The following is a 17,902-nucleotide window of genomic DNA, read 5'->3' on the forward strand; positions in this document are numbered from 1 at the left end:
CCGCTCAGGTGATCCAGCCTTGTGAGAAGGGCCGAAGCTCAGTCCTTCTTGACTTCCTTGACTTCGGCGTCGACCACGTTGTCATCGGCCGAGCCGCTCGCGGCCTGCGCGCCGTCGGGGGCACCGGTGGCACCGGCAGCGGCCTGGGCGTCGGCGTACATCTTCTCGCCGAGCTTCTGGCTCGCGGTCATGAGCGTGTTGGTCTTTTCCTCGATCGCGGCCTTGTCCTCGCCCTTGAGGGCTTCTTCCAGGTCCTTGATCGCGGCTTCGATCTTTTCCTTCTCGCCGGCGTCGAGGCTCTCGCCATGTTCGCCGAGCGACTTCTTCACGCTGTGCACCATGGCCTCGCCCTGGTTGCGCGCCTGCACGATCTCGAGCTTCTTCTTGTCGTCGGCCGCGTTGAGCTCGGCATCCTTCACCATCTTCTGGATTTCGTCTTCCGAGAGGCCCGAGTTCGCCTTGATGGTGATCTTGTTTTCCTTGCCGGTGCCCTTGTCCTTGGCGCCGACGTGCAGGATGCCGTTGGCGTCGATGTCGAAGCTCACCTCGATCTGCGGGGTGCCGCGCGATGCCGGCGGAATGCCTTCGAGGTTGAACTCGCCGAGCAGCTTGTTGCCCGAAGCGATCTCGCGCTCGCCCTGGAACACCTTGATCGTCACGGCCGGCTGGTTGTCCTCGGCGGTCGAGAAGGTCTGCGCGAACTTCGTCGGAATCGTGGTGTTCTTCGTGATCATCTTGGTCATCACGCCGCCCATGGTCTCGATGCCGAGCGACAGGGGGGTCACGTCGAGCAGCAGCACGTCCTTGCGGTCGCCCGAGAGCACCTGGCCCTGGATGGCGGCGCCGACGGCCACCGCCTCGTCGGGGTTCACGTCCTTGCGCGGCTCCTTGCCGAAGAAGGCCTTCACCTTTTCCTGCACCTTGGGCATGCGGGTCATGCCGCCGACCAGGATCACGTCGTTGATGTCGCTCACGCTGATGCCGGCGTCCTTGATGGCCACGCGGCAGGGCGCGATGGTGCGCTCGATCAGCTCGTCGACCAGGCTCTCGAGCTTGGCGCGGGTGAGCTTGATGTTCAGGTGCTTCGGACCCGAGGCATCGGCCGTGATGTACGGCAGGTTGATGTCGGTCTGCGCGCTGTTCGACAGCTCGATCTTGGCCTTCTCGGCCGCTTCCTTCAGGCGCTGCAGCGCGAGCACGTCCTTGCTCAGGTCGACGCCTTGCTCCTTCTTGAACTCCCCGATGATGTAGTCGATGATGCGCTGGTCGAAATCCTCGCCGCCGAGGAAGGTGTCGCCGTTGGTCGACAGCACTTCGAACTGCTTCTCGCCGTCGACGTCCGCGATCTCGATGATCGACACGTCGAAGGTGCCGCCGCCGAGGTCATAGACGGCGATCTTGCGGTCGCCCTTGTCCTGCTTGTCGAGGCCGAAGGCCAGCGCAGCCGCCGTGGGCTCGTTGATGATGCGCTTGACGTCGAGGCCGGCGATGCGGCCGGCGTCCTTGGTGGCCTGGCGCTGAGCGTCGTTGAAGTAGGCCGGCACCGTGATCACGGCTTCGGTCACGGGCTCGCCGAGGTAGTCTTCGGCGGTCTTCTTCATCTTGCGCAGGATGTCGGCACTGACCTGCTGGGGCGCCATCTTCTTGCCGCGCACCTCGACCCATGCATCGCCGTTGTCGGCCTTCGAGATGGTGTAGGGCATCAGGTCGATGTCCTTCTGGACTTCCTTTTCCTCGAACTTGCGGCCGATCAGGCGCTTGATCGCGTACAGCGTGTTCTTCGGGTTCGTGACCGCCTGGCGCTTGGCCGAGGCGCCGACCAGCACTTCGCCGTCTTCCTGGTAGGCCACGATCGACGGGGTGGTGCGCGCACCTTCCGAGTTCTCGATCACACGCGTGGTGTTGCCTTCCATGATCGACACGCACGAGTTGGTGGTGCCGAGGTCGATGCCGATGATCTTTGCCATGTTCTTACTCCTGAAAGCCTAAAAATATGTTGTTATGAACGTGTGGATAACCCGGTGCGATTCAAGGGGATGAAGCGGGGATTTCCTGTGGGAATCTTGTGGGCCGAGGCGCCGTTTACTTAGGTGCGCTGACCGTGACCAGGGCCGGGCGCAGCACGCGCTCGTTGATGGTGTAGCCCTTCTGGAGCACGGTCACCACGGTGTTCGGTTCCTGGTCGGCAGCAGGCACCACGGAGATGGCCTGGTGCTGGTGCGGATCGAACTTGGCGCCCGGTTCGGGGGCCACTTCGAGCACCTTGTTGCGCTCGAGCGCGCTCTTGAGCTGGCGCAGCGTGGCTTCGGCGCCTTCGCGCATCTGCTCGGGGGTGGCGTCCTTCACGGCCAGGCCGGCTTCGAGGCTGTCGGTCACCGGCAGCAGGCTTTCGGCAAAGGCCTCGACCGCGAACTTGCGGGCCTTGCTGATCTCGTCGTCGGCGCGGCGGCGCGCGTTCTGCACGTCGGCCTGCGCACGCAGGTACTGGTCGGCCAGTTCGGCGTTCTTCGCCTGCAGCGCGGCCAGTTCCGACTGGGCGGCAGCCAAGGCGTTCTGCGCGTCGTTCTCGTTGGCTGCCTGCGCGGCCTCCAGTTCTTCGGGGCTCGGCTCGCCTTGCAGCATTTGGGAATTCTGTTCGGGTTGTTGCGGATCGGACATTTTTCAAAGAACCAGCTCGAGGCCGGGAAACAAGCGATAGCCAGCCACTTGGGGCTGGCTTCTGGCATTTCAAGCAAAAAAATGCGGCCCCGGCGGGGCCGCTGCGAGCGCGGTGGTCGCCCCCTTGAGGGGCGAGCAATGGTCAGTGGGCGTCGAGCAGTTCGACGTCGAACTTGAGGGTGGCGTTCGGCGGGATCACGCCGCCGGCGCCGCGCGCGCCATAGCCGAGCGATGCGGGAATGATCAGCGTGCGCTTGCCGCCGATCTTCATGCCGGCGACGCCTTCGTCCCAGCCCTTGATGACCTGGCCGGCGCCCAGCGAGAACGCGAACGGGTCGTTGCGGTCGCGGCTCGAGTCGAACTTGGCGCCCTGCACGCCGTCGTTGTAGAGCCAGCCGGTGTAGTGCACGTGCACGTGCTGGCCGGCCTTGGCTTCGGCGCCGTCGCCCACGGTGGTGTCTTCGTATTGCAGGCCGGAGGGAGTGGTAGGCATGTCGAACGCTCCTTGCGTCAAGTGAGTGGAAAGATGGATAAGCAGAGACCGAGGCGGGGAGTTTACCGACGCCTCCGGAGGCGACTGTGCGAGCGCTCAATCCCCCGCGTCGGCGGGCGGGGCAGGCGTGTCGGGGGAAGCGGTGGGAGCGGCAGGGGGCGCGGAAGGTGGGGAAGACTCGGGCACAGCGGCCGCCGCCTCCGAAGCCGGCGGCGCCGGTGCAGCCTGCTTCTTGACCTGTCCGAGCTGCCACTTGCCTGCAAAGGCCTGCAGGTCCGACAGCCGCTTGAGCAGGTCCTGCCCGCTCAGCGTGAGGCTGTAGCCGTCGCCGCCATGGCTCACGAGGCCGGCTTCGCGCAGTTCCTTGATGCGGGTGTTGAGCGTGTTCGGCGTGATGCCGCCGACGCTGTCCTGCAGCAGCCGGAAGGTCTGGGCATGGCCGTCGCGCAGCGCCCAGAGCACACGCATTGCATACCGCGCCTCGAGCAGTGCGAGCAGCTGGTTGACGGCTGCGTTTTCCTTGTTACTCATCGTCATCATCTCCTCGGGGCTGGACGGGCCATCGGCCCGCGCGACTATAGCGCAAGGATCACGATGCTACTAGTTTTATAGCTGCGGCTGCATGCTGGACGCGGGTCCAGAGACAAGGCTTCACATATTCGCGAAGTTGGCCATGGCCTCGCCGAGGCGCACCGCGCGCGTCGGTGCCCAGTCGGGGCTGAAGGCCAGCGGCGGCGCGGGAAACAGCATCACGACGGTCGAGCCGAGCAGGAAGCGCCCCATCTCTTCGCCCTTGTGCAGCACGATCTGCTGGTCGGCGTAGTGCCACTCGCGCAGTTCGCCGCCGCGCGGCGGGTTGACCACCCCATGCCACACGGTCGCCATGCTGCCCACGATGGTCGCGCCCACGAGCACCAGCACGAACGGGCCGTGCGCCGACTCGAAGACGCAGACCACGCGCTCGTTGCGTGCGAACAAGCCTGGCACGCCGCGCGCCGTGACCGGGTTGACCGAGAACAGGTCGCCGGGCACGTGGATCATGCGCAGCAGCCGCCCATCGCAGGGCATGTGGATGCGGTGGTAGTCGCGCGGGCTCAGGTAGACCGTGGCGAAGCTGCCGTGCGCAAAGCGTGCCGCGAGCGCCGCATCGCCGCCGACCAGGGCGGTCGTGGTGTAGTTGTGGCCCTTGGCCTGGAAGATCTGGTCGCCCTCGATGGCGCCGAACTGACTGATCGCCCCGTCCACCGGGCAGACCAGGTCGGCCTCGGCGAGCGGCCGCACGCCGGGCTTGAGCGCGCGCGTGAAGAACTGGTTGAAGCTCTTGTAGTGGGTGATGTCGGATTCGAGCGCTTCGTCCATGTTCACGCCGTACTTGGCCACGAAGCGCCGGATGATCCAGGTGGTGACGGCGCCGCGCTCCTTGCCCGCGACCCAGCCGGCGAAGTTGGTCAGGGCCTGCTTGGGGAACAGGTATTGCGGAAGGACGGCGGAGCGGTCTGACACGTGTGGGAAGCCTGGAATTCGGATCGGACCGGCATTCTATAAAGCAGGCCGCGGCCCCCGCGTAGGCGCTTCCCCTGCCTCGCGGGCCGCGCCGACGCGATCAGTCCGCCTTGATGCCCGCCGCCTTGATCACTTGCGCCCACTTTTCGACCTCGGCCTTCTGGAACGCCGCGATCTTGGCCGTGCTCAGGTCGGCGGGCTGCATGCCGAAGCCCTTGAGCTTGTCCTGCATCTCGGCGGTGGCGAGGATCTTGCGGATCTCTTCGTGCAGCCGGTCGATCACGGGCGCCGGCGTGCCGGCGGGCACGAAGATCGCCTGCCACGACAGCACCTCGAAGTCCTGCAGGCCCGCAATGCCCGATTCGGCCACGGTCGGCACGTCGGGCATCGAGGGCAGCCGCTTGGCCGAACTCACGGCGATGGCGCGCAGCTTGCCGCTCTGGATGTGCGGGCCGGCCACCACGGTGGTGTCGAACATCATGTCGACCTGGCCGCCGATCACGTCCTGGATCGCGGGGCCGCTGCCCTTGTACGGAATGTGCGTGAACTTCACGCCCGACTTGAAGGCCAGCAGTTCCAGCGCGAGGTGCTGCGAGGTGCCCGTGCCGGCCGACGCCGACGACAGGCCGCCTGCCTTGGCCTTGCTGGCTTCGAGCACGTCCTTGAGGGTCTTGTAGGGGCTCGCCTGGTTCACCACCAGCACCACCGGGTTGGTGCCGATCAGCGTGACCGGCGCGAACGATTTCTGCGGGTCATAGCCGAGCTTGGGATAGAGGCTCACGTTGATCGCATGCGAGCTGATCGTGCCGCCCACCACGGTGAAGCCGTCGGGTGCTGCGCGCGCGCCGATCTCCGAGCCCACGCTGCCGCCGGCACCGCCCTTGTTGTCGATGATCACGTTGGCGCCGAGCGCGGGGCCGAGCTTCTGCGCGATCAGGCGCGCCAGCACGTCGGTCGTGCCGCCCGCGGGAAAGGGCACGAGGTAGGTGATGGCCTTGGCCGTGGGCCAGTTGCCGCTCCCCTGCGCGAAGGCGGGCAATCCCGCGGCGGCGAGCGAAGAGGCGAGGGCGGTGCGGATCAGTGTGCGGCGTTGCATGGCTATCTCCTTTTGGTATGTGATGGGTGGCGGACCGGTGTCACGGCATGTCGACGATTTCGATCCAGTTCGGGTTCTTGCCGACGGCCGTGCGCGCAGGCTGGCCCAGCGCTCCGGTGGCGGGATCGATGGCGTACAGCGCCACCGCGTGCGACTCCTGCCCGGCCACGATCAGCCAGCGCCCGCTCGCATCTATCGCGAAGCTGCGCGGCTGTTTCTCGGTGGCCGTGTGGCCGATCAGCGCGAGCTGCCCCGTGGCAGGGTCGACCCTGAATGCCGCGAGCGTGCTCGAGGTGCGCTCGGAGGCGTAGAGAAAGCGCCCGTCGGGCGTCAGATGCAGGTCGGCCGCCCAGGGCTTGCCCGCGAAACCGGGCGGCAGTGCGCTGGTGCTCTGCTTCGGCGAGAGCGTGCCGCGTGCGGCGTCCCATGCATACACGTGCAGCGCGGCGTCGAGCTCGCCCAGCAGGTAGACATGGCGCTGCGGCGTGTCCCACACGAAGTGGCGCGGCCCCGATTTCGCCGGCGCCTGGGTGAGCGGCGGATCGTTCGGCGACAGCAGGCCGCGCTCGGGGTCGAAGCGCCAGCTCGAGAGGTTGTCGCCGCCGAGGCTGGTCGCGAGCACGAAGCGGTTGCCGGCATCGGCGTGAATCGCATGCGCGTTCGGCCCGGTCTGCACCAGCTGCTGCACCGCACCCGCTGCGCCGTCCTTGCCGATCGCATTGACCGAGACCTTGCCGCCCTGGTAGGAGGCCGCGAAGAGCCACTTGCCGCTCGCATCGAGGTCGATGTTGGCCATGCTGTCTGCCAGCGGCGCCTCGCCGAGCTTGGCAAGCCTGCCGCTGGCCGCATCGATCGAGAGCGAGACCACGCGAAACGGCTGCGAGCGCAGCGCGGCATGGAGCACGCGCTTGTCGCGGCTCACCGCCATCGGCATCACCATGCCGCCGACGTTGAGCGTCTGCACGGGCTTGAGCAGCCCCTGGCCGCGGTCGAGTTCGAGCACCGAGATCTCCTGGCTGTCGGCGTTCGACACGTAGACCCAGGTGGCCGCACCCGCATGGCCGGCCGCCAGCGCCAGCAGCAGGGTGCCGAGAAGTCTGCTTGTCTTCATGGTGAGGTTCACAGCGTCTCAGGGCATGTACTGGCCGCCGTTCACCTCGATCACCTGCCCGGTCACGTAGCCCGAGAGCTGTTCCGAAGCGAGAAAAAGGAAGGCGCCCACGCATTCGTCGGGCGCACCGATGCGGCCCATCGGGATGCTTGCGCGGAACGACTCGAGCATTGCGGGCGTCGAGAAGCGGTCCTGGAACGGCGTCTGGATCACGCCGGGCGCCACCGCGTTGACGCGGATCCTGTCGCCCACGAGTTCCCTGGCCAGGCCGTGCGTGGCAGTGCTCACGAAGCCTTTGGCGCCCGCATACAGGTAGGCGCCGGGGCCGCCGCCGGTCCGCGCCGCGACCGAGGTCACGTTGATGATGTTGCCGCCGCCATGCGTGCGCATCATCGGCACCACCTCGCGCGAGAACGCGAGCACCGAGCGCGCATTGATGTGCATCACCTCGTCGAACAGCGCATCGTCGAATTCGGCGATCGGCACGCGCTTGACCAGGCTGCCCGCGTTGTTCACCAGCACGTCGATGCGGCCCAGGCGATCCGCCGCCTGCTTCGCGCAGTCGCGGATCGCCGCCGTGTCGCGCACGTCGGCCTGGAGCGCGAACGCCTCGCCGCCGGCCTTCTGGATGGTGTCGACCACCTGGTTCGCGGCATCTGCCGAGCTGTTGTAGTGCACCGCCACGCGCATGCCGCGCGCGGCGAAGGCGATGGCCACTGCGGCACCGATGCCGGTGCTGGCGCCGGTCACGAGGCCGGTCTTGCCTTTGAGGTCTTCCATGGATGTTCCTTTCGAGGTCGGGGGGAGTCAGGTCACCGGGGCGGGGTTGAAGAGGACGAGCGCGTTGTGCAGCTTCCACTGCTCGGCCCAGGTTTTCTTCCTGCCGCTGGCCACATCGAGCATCAGGCGGAACAGCTCCCAGCCCACGTCCTCGATCGAGGCCTCGCCGTCGGCGATGCGCCCGGCGTTCACGTCCATCAGGTCGTGCCAGCGGCGCGCCAGGTCGCTGCGCGTGGCGACCTTGATCACCGGCACCTCGGCCAGGCCATAGGGCGTGCCGCGGCCTGTGGTGAAGACGTGCAGGTTCATGCCTGCCGCGAGCTGCAGCGTGCCGCAGATGAAATCGCTCGCGGGCGTGGCGGCGTAGAGCAGGCCCTTCTGCCGTGCCTTCTCGCCCGGCGGCACCACGCCCGTGATGGCCGCGCTGCCGCTCTTGACGATCGAGCCCATGGCCTTCTCGACGATGTTCGAGAGCCCGCCCTTCTTGTTGCCCGGCGTGGTGTTGGCGCTGCGGTCGACGCGGCCCTTCTGCAGGTAGGCGTCGTACCAGGCCATCTCGCGCACCATGGCCTCGGCCACCTCGGGCGATGCCGCGCGCGCGGTGAGCTGGTCGATGCCGTCGCGCACCTCGGTCACTTCCGAGAACATCACGGTCGCGCCCGCGCGCACCAGCAGGTCGGTGCAGAAGCCCACGGCCGGGTTGGCCGTGACGCCCGAGAACGCGTCGCTGCCGCCGCACTGCACGCCAACGACGAGTTCGCTCGCGGGCACCGTTTCGCGGCGGCGCGCGTCGAGCCGCGCCAGGTGGACCTCGGCCTGCCGCATGACCGAATCGATCATCGACATGAAGCCGACGTGGCCCTCGTCCTGCAGGCACACCACGTCGAGCCCGGCCTCGGCGCCCGCTTCGGCTTCGCCGCGGCGGTCGGCGATCGGGATCGTGCCGGGCGGCAGCAGCCGCTCGGGCTGCAGCTTCTCGCAGCCCAGGCTCACCACCATCACCTCGCCGCCGAAATTCGGATTGAGGCTGATGTTGCGCAGCGTGCGGATGGGGATCACCGCGTCGGGCGCGTCGATCGCCACGCCGCAGCCGTAGCCGTGCGCGAGCGCCACCACGTCGTCGACGTTCGGGTACTTCGGCAGCAGCTCGGCCTTGATGCGCTGCACCGCGAAGTCGGTCACGCCGGCCACGCACTGCACCGTCTGCGTGATCGCGAGGATGTTGCGCGTACCGACCGAGCCGTCGGCATTGCGGTAGCCCTCGAAGGTATGGCCCTCGAGCGGCAGCAGCACGGGCGCCTGGACGGTGGCGATAGGCAGGCCGTCGAGCTCGGGCGCGCTGGGCATGGTCATCACGCGCTCGTGCACCCAGCTGCCGCGCGGCAGCGCCTTCGCGGCATGACCGATCACCACGTTGTAGCGCACGATCGCGTCGCCTTCCGCCAGGTCCGTCAGCGCAACCTTGTGGCCCTGCGGCACCTTGTCGACGAGCTGCAGCCCATCGTCGAAGGCCGTGCCCGCGGGCAGGCCGCCGTCGTTGGCGACGATCGCCACGTTGTCGGCCGGGTGGATCTGGATGCGGCGCGGCGCGCGGGGGGAGGGCGCTGGGTCTGTCATGGCAGGGTCTGGGGCAAGGTGATGATCTCGACCCAGTTCGGGTCGCGGCCGACGTCCTGCGTGCTGCAGCGGCGCAGCGCACCGGTGTCGGGGTCGATGGCGTCCACGGCAAGCCGGTGCGACTGCTGGCCCGCGGTGACCACGAAGCGGCCGCCCGGATCGATCGCGAATCCGCGCGGCTGGGTCTCGGTGGGCGTGTGGCCGATGAGGCTCAGTGCGCCGCTGGCCGCGTCGACGCGGAACGCCGCGAGCGTGCTCGAGCGGCGCTCGCTGGTGTAGAGAAAGCGTTCGTCGGGGCTCAGGTGCAGGTCGGCCGCCCAGGGCTCGCCGGTGAAGCCCGGCGGCAGGGTGCTGACCGTCTGAACCGCCGTGGGGGTGCCGTTCTCGGCCAAGTGCAGCAGCGTCACCGAGCCGTCGAGTTCGCCCAGCAGCCAAGCGCGGCGGCCGGCGCGGTCGAACACGAAATGCCGCGGCCCCGCGCCGGCGTGCAGCTTCAGCGCGGGCGGATCGGCCGCGGCGAGCCGGCCGGTCGCGGGATCGAAATGCCAGTGCAGCAATTCGCCGCCGCCGAGGCTCGTGGCGTAAACGTGGCCGTTGCGCCGGTCGGCCTGGATGCAGTGCGCGTTGGGCCCGGTCTGCACCACTTGTTGCGCGGCCTGCGGTACGCCGTCGCCGCCGATCGGGTTCACGGCCACCAGCGCGCCACCGTAGGAGGCGCTGAACAGCCAGCGCCCCGTGCGGTCGGTGGCGATCGCCGCCATGCTGTGCGGCAGCAGGGCTTCGCCCAGGCGGGTCAGCAGTCCGGTGTTCGCGTCGATGGCCAGGGCCACCGCCGCCAGCGGCGCCGAGCGCCGCGCCACATAGAGAAAGCGCTGGTCGTGGCTGAGGGCCAGCGGCATCAGCATGCCGCCGAGCTCGACGCGCTGCAGCGGCGTCAACACGCCTTCGCGCGTGTCGAGGCCCAGCACATGGATGTCGCCGCTCTCGGCGTGGGAAACATAGACGAGGGTTTGGGTCATGGCGCGGTCCCCGCGGCAATGGGGCCGAAGCCGTAGAGCGCGGCCGGGTTGTCGACCAGGATGCGTTGGCGCGTGGCCGGGTCCTCGGCCCAGGCGAGCAGCAGGTCAAGCATCGCGGCGTCGTCGGGCCGCGGCTCGCGCGCCGGATGCGGCCAGTTGCTGGCCCAGAGGCAGCGCGCCGGATGCCGCCGCACGAGTTCGCGCGCGAGCGCCGCCACGTCGTCGTAGCGCGGCCCGCCGGCCTGCGACGATTCGTAGGGCGCCGACAGCTTGACCCAGCAGCGCCCGGCATCGAGCAGCCGCAGCAGGCTCTGGAAGGCTTCGCTTTGCGGGTCGGGCGGGGGCAGGAACTTGCCGACGTGGTCGATCACCAGCGGCACGGGCAGCGCGAGCAGTTCGGCCTCGTGCTGCGGCAGCTGGTTGCCGTCGAGCTGCAGCTGCACGTGCCAGCCGAGCGGCCGGATCCGCTGCGCCAGCGCGCCGAGGTCAGGCCATTGCAGGAAGCCGCCGGGCAGCATGTGGAAGCGCGCACCGCGCACGCCCGCATCGTGCAGCGCCTGCAGTGCGGCCTCGTCGATGTCGGTGGCCACGGTCGCAACGCCGCGCGCGGCATCGCCGAAGAAGCGCAGCGCTTCGAGCATGCCGCGGTTGTCGTCGCCGTAGCCGTTGGCCTGCACCACGACAACGCGCGACAGCCCCGTGGCACGCTGCATCGCGGCATAGTCCGATGCCGGCGCATGCGGCGGCACGAAGGCCGCGCCGGGCCGCAGGCCGAAGCGCGCCTCGTACACATGCATGTGCGTGTCGCACGCGCCCGGCGGGGCGATGAGGCGGGGAGAGGACGTCATCGAGAACTGCGGATCCAGGTCAGCGCAGCGCGGCGAGCCGGTGTGCGTGTTCGGGGTTGAGGGCGCCGGCCGGCATGTCGCCGCGCAGCAGCGCCGCAAGCTGCTCCACGGTCTCGTTGGCCTGGTGGTCGACGGCGGCGGGCGTGAGGCCGCCCGTGTGCGGCGTGGCGAGCACGCGCGGATGCGCAGCCAGTGCGGGCGAGGGCATTTGGTCGGGTGCGCGTCCCACGTCGAGCGCGCAACCTGCGAGGCGGCCGCTGTCGAGGGCCCGCAGCAGCGCGCCTTCGTCGACCAGTTCGCCGCGCGCGGCATTGATGAAGAAGGCGCCCGGCTTCATGCGCGCGAAGCGTTCGTCGTTCATGAGATCGGCTGTGGCTGGTGTCGCGGGCACCAGGCAGACCAGGTGATCTGCAAGCGCCAGCACCTCGTCTAGCGTGCGGTGCTCGATGGCCGGCTCGGCCACCGCCGCGAGCGGGTCGGCGACCACCACGCGCATGCCCAGCGCCAGGCCCAGCACGGCGAGCCGCTGCCCGATCTGCCCGAAGCCGAGGATGCCGAGCACCGCGCCGCGAAGTTCGCGCCCCATGCGCGGGGCGGGCAGCTGCCCCGCGCGGAAGCCGGCCACGCTCTCGCTGAGATGCCGGCTCAGGTCGAGCATCATGCCCAGCACCCACTCGGCCACCGCGTTGCCGAAGCCCGCGCTTGCGTGCGTGACGAGCACGCCGTTCGCGCTGGCCGCGCCGATGTCGATGTTGCGCACGTCGACCGCGCAGCGCATGAAGACGGCCAGCGACGGGCTCTGGACGAACACCGCCGCATCGCCGGGCGTCGCCCGGTCGCTCACGATCACCTGGCAGCCTTGCGCAGCCTGGGCGAGCGCGGGTGCGTCCAGCGGCACGCCCGTTTCGTTCAGCCGCACCGTGCCGAGTGCCCGCAGCGCTGCGAGCGGCCCGTCGCGGTAGTAGTTGGCGCGCGCGGCCGCCGGGTAGGCGAGGAAGATCGTCGGCGGGGCCATCGGATCGGCAAGGCTCAGAGGCCGAGGGTCCGCGGCAGCCAGAGCGACAGCCACGGCATGAAGGTCACCATCATGAGCACGACCAGAAGCGCCAGGAAGAACGGCGCCATGGCGCGCGTGACCACCCCGATGGGCAGCTTGGCCACCGCGCTTCCGACGAAGAGCACGGTGCCCACCGGCGGCGTGATCAGGCCGAGGCCGAGGTTGATGATCATGATCATGCCGAAGTGCACCGGGTCGACGCCCAGGCTCGTGACCACGGGCAGCAGGATCGGCGTGCAGATCAGGATCAGCGGCGCCATGTCCATCAGCGTTCCGAGCAGCAGCAGCATGACGTTGACCAGCAGCAGGATCACGTACTTGTCGGTCGACACGCTGGTGAAGAAGGTCGTCACCTGGGTCGGGATCTGCATCAACGTCATGATGTAGCCGAAGGCCGCTGCGAAGCCGATCAGGATCATCACGATGGTCACGGTCTTGACCGTGCGGTGGATCAGCTTGGGCAGCTCGTGCCACTTGTAGTCGCGGTAGATGAACATCGTCACGAAGAAGGCCCAGAGCACTGCGATCGAGGCCGACTCGTTGGCGGTGAACACGCCCGACAGGATGCCGCCGAGGATGATGACCATGGTCATCAGGCCCCAGAGCGCATCGACGCAAATGCGCAGCGCCTGGCGCATCGGAATGGCTTCGCCCTTGGGGAAATTGCGCTTGCGCGCCGTGTACAGGCACAGCGCCGCGATCGTCAGGCCCAGCAGCAGCCCGGGCAGCACGCCCGCCATGAACAGCGCGCCGACCGACACGGTGCCGCCTGCGGCCAGCGAATAGATCACCGCGTTGTGGCTCGGCGGAATCAGCGTGGCCTGGATCGAGCCGCTCACTGTGACGGCGGTGGAGAAGTCGCGTGGGTAGCCCTTCTTCTCCATCTCGGGAATCAGCACCGAGCCGATCGAGGCCGTGTCGGCCACCGAGGAACCCGAGATCGCGCCGAAGAAGGTCGACGCCAGGATGTTGACCAGCGACAGCCCGCCGCGCAAGAAGCCCACGAGCACGCTGGCAAAGGCGACCAGCCGCCGGGCCATGCCGCCCTCGGCCATGATCGCGCCGGCCAGCACAAAGAAGGGAATCGCGAGCAGCGAGAACTTGTTGACGCCGGAGGCGATCTGGATCATCACCGCATCGACGGGAAGCTCGATCCAGACGGCGCCCACCAGGGCGGCCATGCCGAGCGCGTAGGCGATCGGTACGCCCACGAGCATCAGGAGAAAGAAACTGCCGAGCAGAACGAGCGCGTCCATCAGCGAACCTCCGTCTCGAAGTTTGCCGCTGCGTCGCCGAAGCTGACGATCGGACGGTGCCACTGCGGGCCGATGAAGATGCGCTCGAGCACGAACAGCAGCGTGATGAAACTGCCGATCGGCAGCGGTGCATAGGTCGCGCCCACGGGCATCCAGGGCAGCGAGTCGAGCGACTGGCCCCAAGTGCCCATCACCAGCTTGGTGCCCCATACCACGACGAACACGCAGACCGCCGCCATGACGAGGTTGGCGATCAGGTCCGCACCCTTCTGCATCGCGTGCGGCAGCCGGTCGGTCAGCATGGCGACCGCAATGTGGGCGCCGGCGCGGTACGACGCCGCCGTGCCCAGGAAGGTGAAGATCACCATCAGCATGATCGCGATCGGCTCCGGCCAGTTCGAGCCGGTGCCGAGCATGTAGCGCGTGAAGACGCCCCACGGCACGATCAGCGACATGACGACGATGGAGGCGCCTGCCCCCCAGATACAGAAACGATAGACGGCGTCGAGCAGACGCGGAATGGTTTGAGCCATGGGTGCAGGTGGGTGTTCGTCGTTCGATGTCGCGGAGGGACGGGCTTACTTGACGGCGTCGATGCGCTTGATCAGGTCGGCGAAGGGCGCGCCGTACTTGGCGCGCACCGGCGCGGTGGCCTCGTAGAACGGCTTGTTGTCGACGTTGATGAACTCGACGCCGCCGGCCTTGAGCTTGGCGGTGTACTCGGCCACGCTCTCGTCCCACAGCGCACGCTGCTCCATCTGCGCCTCGCGCGAGAATTTTTTGACCAGCGCCTGGTCGGCCGGGGTCAGCTTGTCCCAGGTGATCTTGGACATCACGAAGATCTCGGGAATGATCAGGTGGTTGGTCTGGGTGTAGTACTTGGCGCCGGTCGTGTACTGGTTGGTCGTGAAGTAGGTCGGCGGATTGTTCTCGGCGCCGTCGATCACCCCGGTCTGCAATGCGCTGAACACCTCGGTGTGGCCCATCGAGATGCCGTTGCCGCCCATGGCGTTCATGGTGTCCACGAACAGCGGGTTGCCCATCATGCGGATCTTCTGGCCCTTGAGGTCGTCGGGAGTGCGCACCGGCTTCTTGGTGTAGAGGCTGCGCGAGCCGCTGTCCATCCAGCCGAGCGCCACCAGCCTGGCCGGGCTTGCGGTGATGCGCGCGAGAATCTCGGCACCGATCTCGCCGTCGATCACCTTGCGCATGTGCGCTTCGTCGCGGAACACGAACGGCATGTTGAACACGTTCACGTCAGGCACCACCGGGCCGAGCACGCCCAGCGAGATGCGCGCGATCTGGATCGCACCCACTTGCGTTTGCTCGACGACTTCCTTCTCCGAGCCGAGCACGCCGCCCGGGAACATCTGGATCTTGATGCGGCCGTTGGTCGCGGCCTCGAGTTTCTTGCCCATCGATTCGATGGCCACCACATTGGGGTAGCCCGCAGGATGGACGTCGGACGCCTTGAGCGTCATCTTCTGCGCCGCGGCAAGGCTGGGGGCGCCGAGGCAGGCAAGGGCGGTGGCGGCAGCGCAGGCGGCCATCAGGGTTCGGCGAAAGGTCATGGAAAGTCTCCTTGGTTGAAAGGGGGCGTCAGCTGGCGAAAGTGCGGCCCGGAAGGCGCGCGGCTGCTGCTTCTTGTCGGTTATTCATTCATTCGAACGGGCCCTGCGCCGTGAAGGCGCCGCCCTGGTAGATCGCATTGGGATCGGTGGGCGCCACCGGCGGCTGCGACTCGACCTTGTCGCGGAACACCTCGGAGCTGTCCTGCGGCACGAAGCCCAGGTGCGCTGCGGCGCTGTTGTCCCACCAGACGTCGCGGTTGGCCGACATGCCGTAGACCACCGTGTGCTTCACATCGGGCGTGAAGAGCGATTTCTCCATCAGCGTGGTCAGGTCGCGGTAGCTGAGCCAGGTGCTCATCATCCGGCGATTGAGCGGCTCGGGGAACGACGAGCCGATGCGGATGCTGACCGTCTCGATGCCCCAGCGGTCGAAGTAGAACTGCGCCACGTCCTCGCCGAACGACTTCGAGAGGCCGTAGTAGCCGTCGGGCCGGCGGGCAGCGTGCGCATCGAGGTGCTCGGTCTGCTTGTAGAAGCCGATCACGTGGTTGGAGCTTGCGAACACCACGCGCTTCACGCCGTGGCGGCGTGCGGCCTCGTAGATGTGGAACACGCCCTTGATGTTGGCTTCGAGGATCTCCTCGAACGGGCGCTCGACCGAAACCCCGCCGAGGTGCACGATCGCATCGCAGCCCTCGACCAGCGCATGCACCGCAGCCTTGTCCGACAGGTCGCAGGGCACGACCTCCTCGTGCGCGCCTTCGGCCGCCGAGAGCGCCGCGATGTCCGACAGGCGCAGGATGTCGGCATAGGGGCGCAGGCGCTCGCGCAGCACCTTGCCGAGGCCGCCGGCTGCGCCGGTCAACAGCAGCCGATGGAGTGAGGGAGGGGAGGCTTGTTCGGATGTCGACATGTCTTGGGAGCGTGGGGACCGCCTCGAACGGCAAGAAGTGTTGAGTTATCTGTTGTCGTACAACTAAGACCGGATTATTATCGTGACCATGGCCCAGACGACTGCGGGTAATCCCTCAAATCGAGAAACGGCGGCGGAAGCCGCTGCGAGCGGGCCCTTCATGGGCCGGCCGAGGCCGCGCGCGCGGGGCCTTGCGCACGGGCTGGTCGAAGATCTGGGCGAGAAGATTCGCAGCCAGCAGTTGCGCCCCGGCGACAAGCTGCCGACCGAGTCGGCCATCATGCAGTCGTTCGGCGTGAGCCGCACCGTGGTGCGCGAGGCGCTCTCGAAGCTGCAGGCCGCGGGCCTGGTCGAAACCCATCACGGCGTCGGCACCTTCGTGCTGCAGCCGCGCGCGGCGGGCATGTTCCGGCTCGACTCCGCCGACATCGCAACCTCGGTCGACGTGCTCGCCGTGCTCGAGCTGCGCATCAGCCTCGAGACAGAGTCCGCGGGCCTGGCGGCCACGCGGCGCACCGAGGAGCACCTGCTTGCGATGCGCCAGGCGCTCGACGACTTCGAGCGCAACGTCTCGGCGGCAGGGGACACGGTGGCGCCCGATTTCCGCTTCCACCTGCAGATCGCGCAGGCCACGGGCAATCCGTATTTCGCGGACATCATGAGCCACCTCGGCACCACGATCATCCCGCGCACGCGCATCACCGCGATCCGCAACTACGACCGGCGCGGCGAATACCTGAGCCGCGTGAACCGCGAACATGAAGAGATCTATGCCGCCATCGCGCGCCGCGATCCTGAGTCGGCGCGCGCTGCGATGCGCATCCACCTGACCAACAGCCGCGAGCGGCTGCGCCTGGCGCAGGAAGCCGCGCAGGAAGCCGCGCAGAAGGCTGCGGGCGAGGCGCCGGCCACGCCGGCCTGAGGAATTCGCGCGAAAGTCTGGACAACCGTTATCTACAGTTGTACGATGACTGACAACATAACCAGCAGGAGACCCTGAATGAGCTTGAAAAGACGTGACCTGATGCTCGGCGCGCTCGGCGGCGGGATGCTCGCGGCCGGCGGCGTGCAAGCGGCCGATGCCTGGCCTTCCAAACCCATCCGCATCGTGGTGCCGTACCCACCGGGCGGCTCCTCCGACATCATTGCGCGCTCCATCAGCCAACCGCTGTCGGAGGCGCTGGGCCAATCGGTGATCGTCGAGAACAAGCCGGGCGCCAATGGCAACCTCGGTGCCGACTACGTTGCCAAGTCGAGGCCCGATGGCTACACGCTGCTGCTGTGCGACGTCGGCGCACTCGCCATCAGCCCCTCGGTCTACACGCGGCTGGCCTTCGATCCCTCGAAGGACCTGCGCGGCGTGACGATGCTGGCCTATTCGCCGCACCTGCTCGTGGTGCATCCATCGGTGCAGGCCAACAGCCTCAAGGAACTCGTGGCGCTGTCGAAGAAGTCGGACATCAACTTCGCCGTCACCGCCACCGGCAGCGCACCGCACCTCGCGGGCGTGGCGCTCGAGCGTGCGAGCGGCGCGCGCTGGCAGTATGTGCCCTACAAGGGCGGCGTGCAGGCGGTGCAGGACACCGTGGCAGGCCAGACCCAGGTGCTGATGAACGGCATGCTGGCCACGCTGCCGCATGTGCAGAGCGGCAAGCTCAAGGTGCTCGGCGTCTCCAAGTCGACGCGCATGCCGCTGATCGGCGACGTGCCGACCATCGCGGAGCAGGGCCTGCCCGGCTACGAGTCGGGCACCTGGCAAGGCGTGCGCGTGGCCAAGGGCACGCCCGACGCCATCGTGCAGCGCCTCAACACGGCACTGATCACCGTCATCCGCTCGGCCGAGATCCGCTCGCGGCTCGCGGGGCAGGGTGCCGAGGTCGTGACCATGGCGCCGGCCGAGGAAGAGCAGTTCTTCGCCAAGGAACGCGCGCGCTGGGCCAAGGTCGTGGCAGACGCCGGCATCAAGCTGGACTGATCGCT

Annotated in this window: 18 protein-coding genes; 2 read left to right on the top strand and 16 right to left on the bottom strand. The window is 67.9% G+C overall.

Annotated features, from left to right (window positions below; translation table 11 throughout):
• Positions 1-38 precede the first annotated feature (38 nt).
• From dnaK to AC3A6G_RS08890, 16 genes are all read right to left on the bottom strand, one after another.
• The gene (gene dnaK / locus AC3A6G_RS08815) at positions 39-1,967 is read right to left on the bottom strand and encodes a molecular chaperone DnaK (RefSeq protein ID WP_487859885.1); all 1,929 of its coding nucleotides are present in this window, start codon (positions 1,965-1,967) and stop codon (positions 39-41) included.
• Positions 1,968-2,082: 115 nt separating this feature from the next.
• Positions 2,083-2,658 carry a nucleotide exchange factor GrpE gene (grpE, locus tag AC3A6G_RS08820; RefSeq protein ID WP_487859886.1) on the bottom strand — a complete coding sequence of 192 codons (576 nt, stop codon included), beginning with the start codon at positions 2,656-2,658 and terminating at the stop codon, positions 2,083-2,085.
• Positions 2,659-2,800: 142 nt separating this feature from the next.
• Positions 2,801-3,151 carry an FKBP-type peptidyl-prolyl cis-trans isomerase gene (locus AC3A6G_RS08825; RefSeq protein ID WP_012746856.1) on the bottom strand — a complete coding sequence of 117 codons (351 nt, stop codon included), beginning with the start codon at positions 3,149-3,151 and terminating at the stop codon, positions 2,801-2,803.
• 96 nt (positions 3,152-3,247) lie between these two features.
• Complete coding sequence (locus tag AC3A6G_RS08830; RefSeq protein WP_487873559.1) at positions 3,248-3,682, bottom strand: winged helix-turn-helix transcriptional regulator; 435 nt, start codon at positions 3,680-3,682, stop codon at positions 3,248-3,250.
• A gap of 120 nt (positions 3,683-3,802) precedes the next feature.
• A complete protein-coding gene (asd, locus tag AC3A6G_RS08835) occupies positions 3,803-4,654 on the bottom strand; it encodes an archaetidylserine decarboxylase (protein WP_487863518.1) in 852 nt (283 codons plus the stop codon).
• A 100-nt stretch (positions 4,655-4,754) separates the two neighbouring features.
• Positions 4,755-5,750, bottom strand: coding sequence for a Bug family tripartite tricarboxylate transporter substrate binding protein (locus tag AC3A6G_RS08840; protein ID WP_487859889.1), 996 nt, complete (start codon positions 5,748-5,750; stop codon positions 4,755-4,757).
• A 40-nt stretch (positions 5,751-5,790) separates the two neighbouring features.
• The gene (locus tag AC3A6G_RS08845; RefSeq protein WP_487873560.1) at positions 5,791-6,861 is read right to left on the bottom strand and encodes a lactonase family protein; all 1,071 of its coding nucleotides are present in this window, start codon (positions 6,859-6,861) and stop codon (positions 5,791-5,793) included.
• Between the two features lie 18 nt (positions 6,862-6,879).
• Positions 6,880-7,641, bottom strand: a complete 762-nt coding sequence (locus AC3A6G_RS08850) for an SDR family NAD(P)-dependent oxidoreductase (protein WP_487863520.1) — start codon at positions 7,639-7,641, stop codon at positions 6,880-6,882.
• Between the two features lie 27 nt (positions 7,642-7,668).
• Positions 7,669-9,258, bottom strand: coding sequence for a galactarate dehydratase (garD, locus tag AC3A6G_RS08855; RefSeq protein ID WP_487873561.1), 1,590 nt, complete (start codon positions 9,256-9,258; stop codon positions 7,669-7,671).
• Complete coding sequence (locus tag AC3A6G_RS08860) at positions 9,255-10,277, bottom strand: lactonase family protein (RefSeq protein ID WP_487873562.1); 1,023 nt, start codon at positions 10,275-10,277, stop codon at positions 9,255-9,257. Before AC3A6G_RS08860 ends, garD begins: the two co-directional genes overlap by 4 nt.
• Positions 10,274-11,125: an amidohydrolase family protein gene (locus tag AC3A6G_RS08865; RefSeq protein WP_487873563.1), complete on the bottom strand. Its 852-nt coding sequence runs from the start codon at positions 11,123-11,125 to the stop codon at positions 10,274-10,276. The genes AC3A6G_RS08860 and AC3A6G_RS08865 overlap by 4 nt, the downstream gene beginning before the upstream one ends.
• Before the next feature lie 19 nt (positions 11,126-11,144).
• The gene (locus tag AC3A6G_RS08870; protein ID WP_487873564.1) at positions 11,145-12,140 is read right to left on the bottom strand and encodes an NAD(P)-dependent oxidoreductase; all 996 of its coding nucleotides are present in this window, start codon (positions 12,138-12,140) and stop codon (positions 11,145-11,147) included.
• 14 nt (positions 12,141-12,154) lie between these two features.
• On the bottom strand, positions 12,155-13,438 hold the full coding sequence (locus AC3A6G_RS08875; protein ID WP_487873565.1) for a TRAP transporter large permease: 1,284 nt from the start codon (positions 13,436-13,438) through the stop codon (positions 12,155-12,157).
• On the bottom strand, positions 13,438-13,971 hold the full coding sequence (locus tag AC3A6G_RS08880) for a TRAP transporter small permease (RefSeq protein ID WP_487859897.1): 534 nt from the start codon (positions 13,969-13,971) through the stop codon (positions 13,438-13,440). Before AC3A6G_RS08880 ends, AC3A6G_RS08875 begins: the two co-directional genes overlap by 1 nt.
• Before the next feature lie 45 nt (positions 13,972-14,016).
• Positions 14,017-15,009, bottom strand: a complete 993-nt coding sequence (locus tag AC3A6G_RS08885; protein ID WP_487873566.1) for a TRAP transporter substrate-binding protein — start codon at positions 15,007-15,009, stop codon at positions 14,017-14,019.
• Between the two features lie 88 nt (positions 15,010-15,097).
• Positions 15,098-15,922, bottom strand: a complete 825-nt coding sequence (locus AC3A6G_RS08890) for an NAD-dependent epimerase/dehydratase family protein (RefSeq protein ID WP_487859899.1) — start codon at positions 15,920-15,922, stop codon at positions 15,098-15,100.
• 88 nt (positions 15,923-16,010) lie between these two features.
• Here AC3A6G_RS08890 and AC3A6G_RS08895 point away from each other — a divergent pair, with 88 nt between their 5' ends.
• Entirely contained in the window at positions 16,011-16,844 is an 834-nt protein-coding gene (locus AC3A6G_RS08895) for a FadR/GntR family transcriptional regulator (protein WP_487873567.1), read from the top strand.
• Between the two features lie 78 nt (positions 16,845-16,922).
• On the top strand, positions 16,923-17,897 hold the full coding sequence (locus tag AC3A6G_RS08900; RefSeq protein WP_487859901.1) for a Bug family tripartite tricarboxylate transporter substrate binding protein: 975 nt from the start codon (positions 16,923-16,925) through the stop codon (positions 17,895-17,897).
• The last annotated feature ends 5 nt before the right edge of the window (positions 17,898-17,902 follow it).

It is taken from the genome of Variovorax sp. Soil_C_26 (assembly GCF_057657075.1).

Bases quoted from the DNA above. Each gene is read 5' to 3' on its own strand.
- AC3A6G_RS08900 (WP_487859901.1), top strand. From the start codon at position 16,923: ATGAGCTTGAAAAGACGTGACCTGATGCTCGGCGCGCTCGGCGGCGGG.
- AC3A6G_RS08830 (WP_487873559.1), bottom strand. From the start codon at position 3,682: ATGAGTAACAAGGAAAACGCAGCCGTCAACCAGCTGCTCGCACTGCTC.
- grpE (WP_487859886.1), bottom strand. From the start codon at position 2,658: ATGTCCGATCCGCAACAACCCGAACAGAATTCCCAAATGCTGCAAGGC.
- AC3A6G_RS08880 (WP_487859897.1), bottom strand. From the start codon at position 13,971: ATGGCTCAAACCATTCCGCGTCTGCTCGACGCCGTCTATCGTTTCTGT.
- dnaK (WP_487859885.1), bottom strand. From the start codon at position 1,967: ATGGCAAAGATCATCGGCATCGACCTCGGCACCACCAACTCGTGCGTG.
- AC3A6G_RS08825 (WP_012746856.1), bottom strand. From the start codon at position 3,151: ATGCCTACCACTCCCTCCGGCCTGCAATACGAAGACACCACCGTGGGC.
- AC3A6G_RS08850 (WP_487863520.1), bottom strand. From the start codon at position 7,641: ATGGAAGACCTCAAAGGCAAGACCGGCCTCGTGACCGGCGCCAGCACC.
- AC3A6G_RS08895 (WP_487873567.1), top strand. From the start codon at position 16,011: ATGGCCCAGACGACTGCGGGTAATCCCTCAAATCGAGAAACGGCGGCG.
- AC3A6G_RS08840 (WP_487859889.1), bottom strand. From the start codon at position 5,750: ATGCAACGCCGCACACTGATCCGCACCGCCCTCGCCTCTTCGCTCGCC.
- AC3A6G_RS08875 (WP_487873565.1), bottom strand. From the start codon at position 13,438: ATGGACGCGCTCGTTCTGCTCGGCAGTTTCTTTCTCCTGATGCTCGTG.
- garD (WP_487873561.1), bottom strand. From the start codon at position 9,258: ATGACAGACCCAGCGCCCTCCCCCCGCGCGCCGCGCCGCATCCAGATC.
- AC3A6G_RS08890 (WP_487859899.1), bottom strand. From the start codon at position 15,922: ATGTCGACATCCGAACAAGCCTCCCCTCCCTCACTCCATCGGCTGCTG.
- AC3A6G_RS08845 (WP_487873560.1), bottom strand. From the start codon at position 6,861: ATGAAGACAAGCAGACTTCTCGGCACCCTGCTGCTGGCGCTGGCGGCC.
- AC3A6G_RS08870 (WP_487873564.1), bottom strand. From the start codon at position 12,140: ATGGCCCCGCCGACGATCTTCCTCGCCTACCCGGCGGCCGCGCGCGCC.
- AC3A6G_RS08865 (WP_487873563.1), bottom strand. From the start codon at position 11,125: ATGACGTCCTCTCCCCGCCTCATCGCCCCGCCGGGCGCGTGCGACACG.
- AC3A6G_RS08860 (WP_487873562.1), bottom strand. From the start codon at position 10,277: ATGACCCAAACCCTCGTCTATGTTTCCCACGCCGAGAGCGGCGACATC.
- AC3A6G_RS08885 (WP_487873566.1), bottom strand. From the start codon at position 15,009: ATGACCTTTCGCCGAACCCTGATGGCCGCCTGCGCTGCCGCCACCGCC.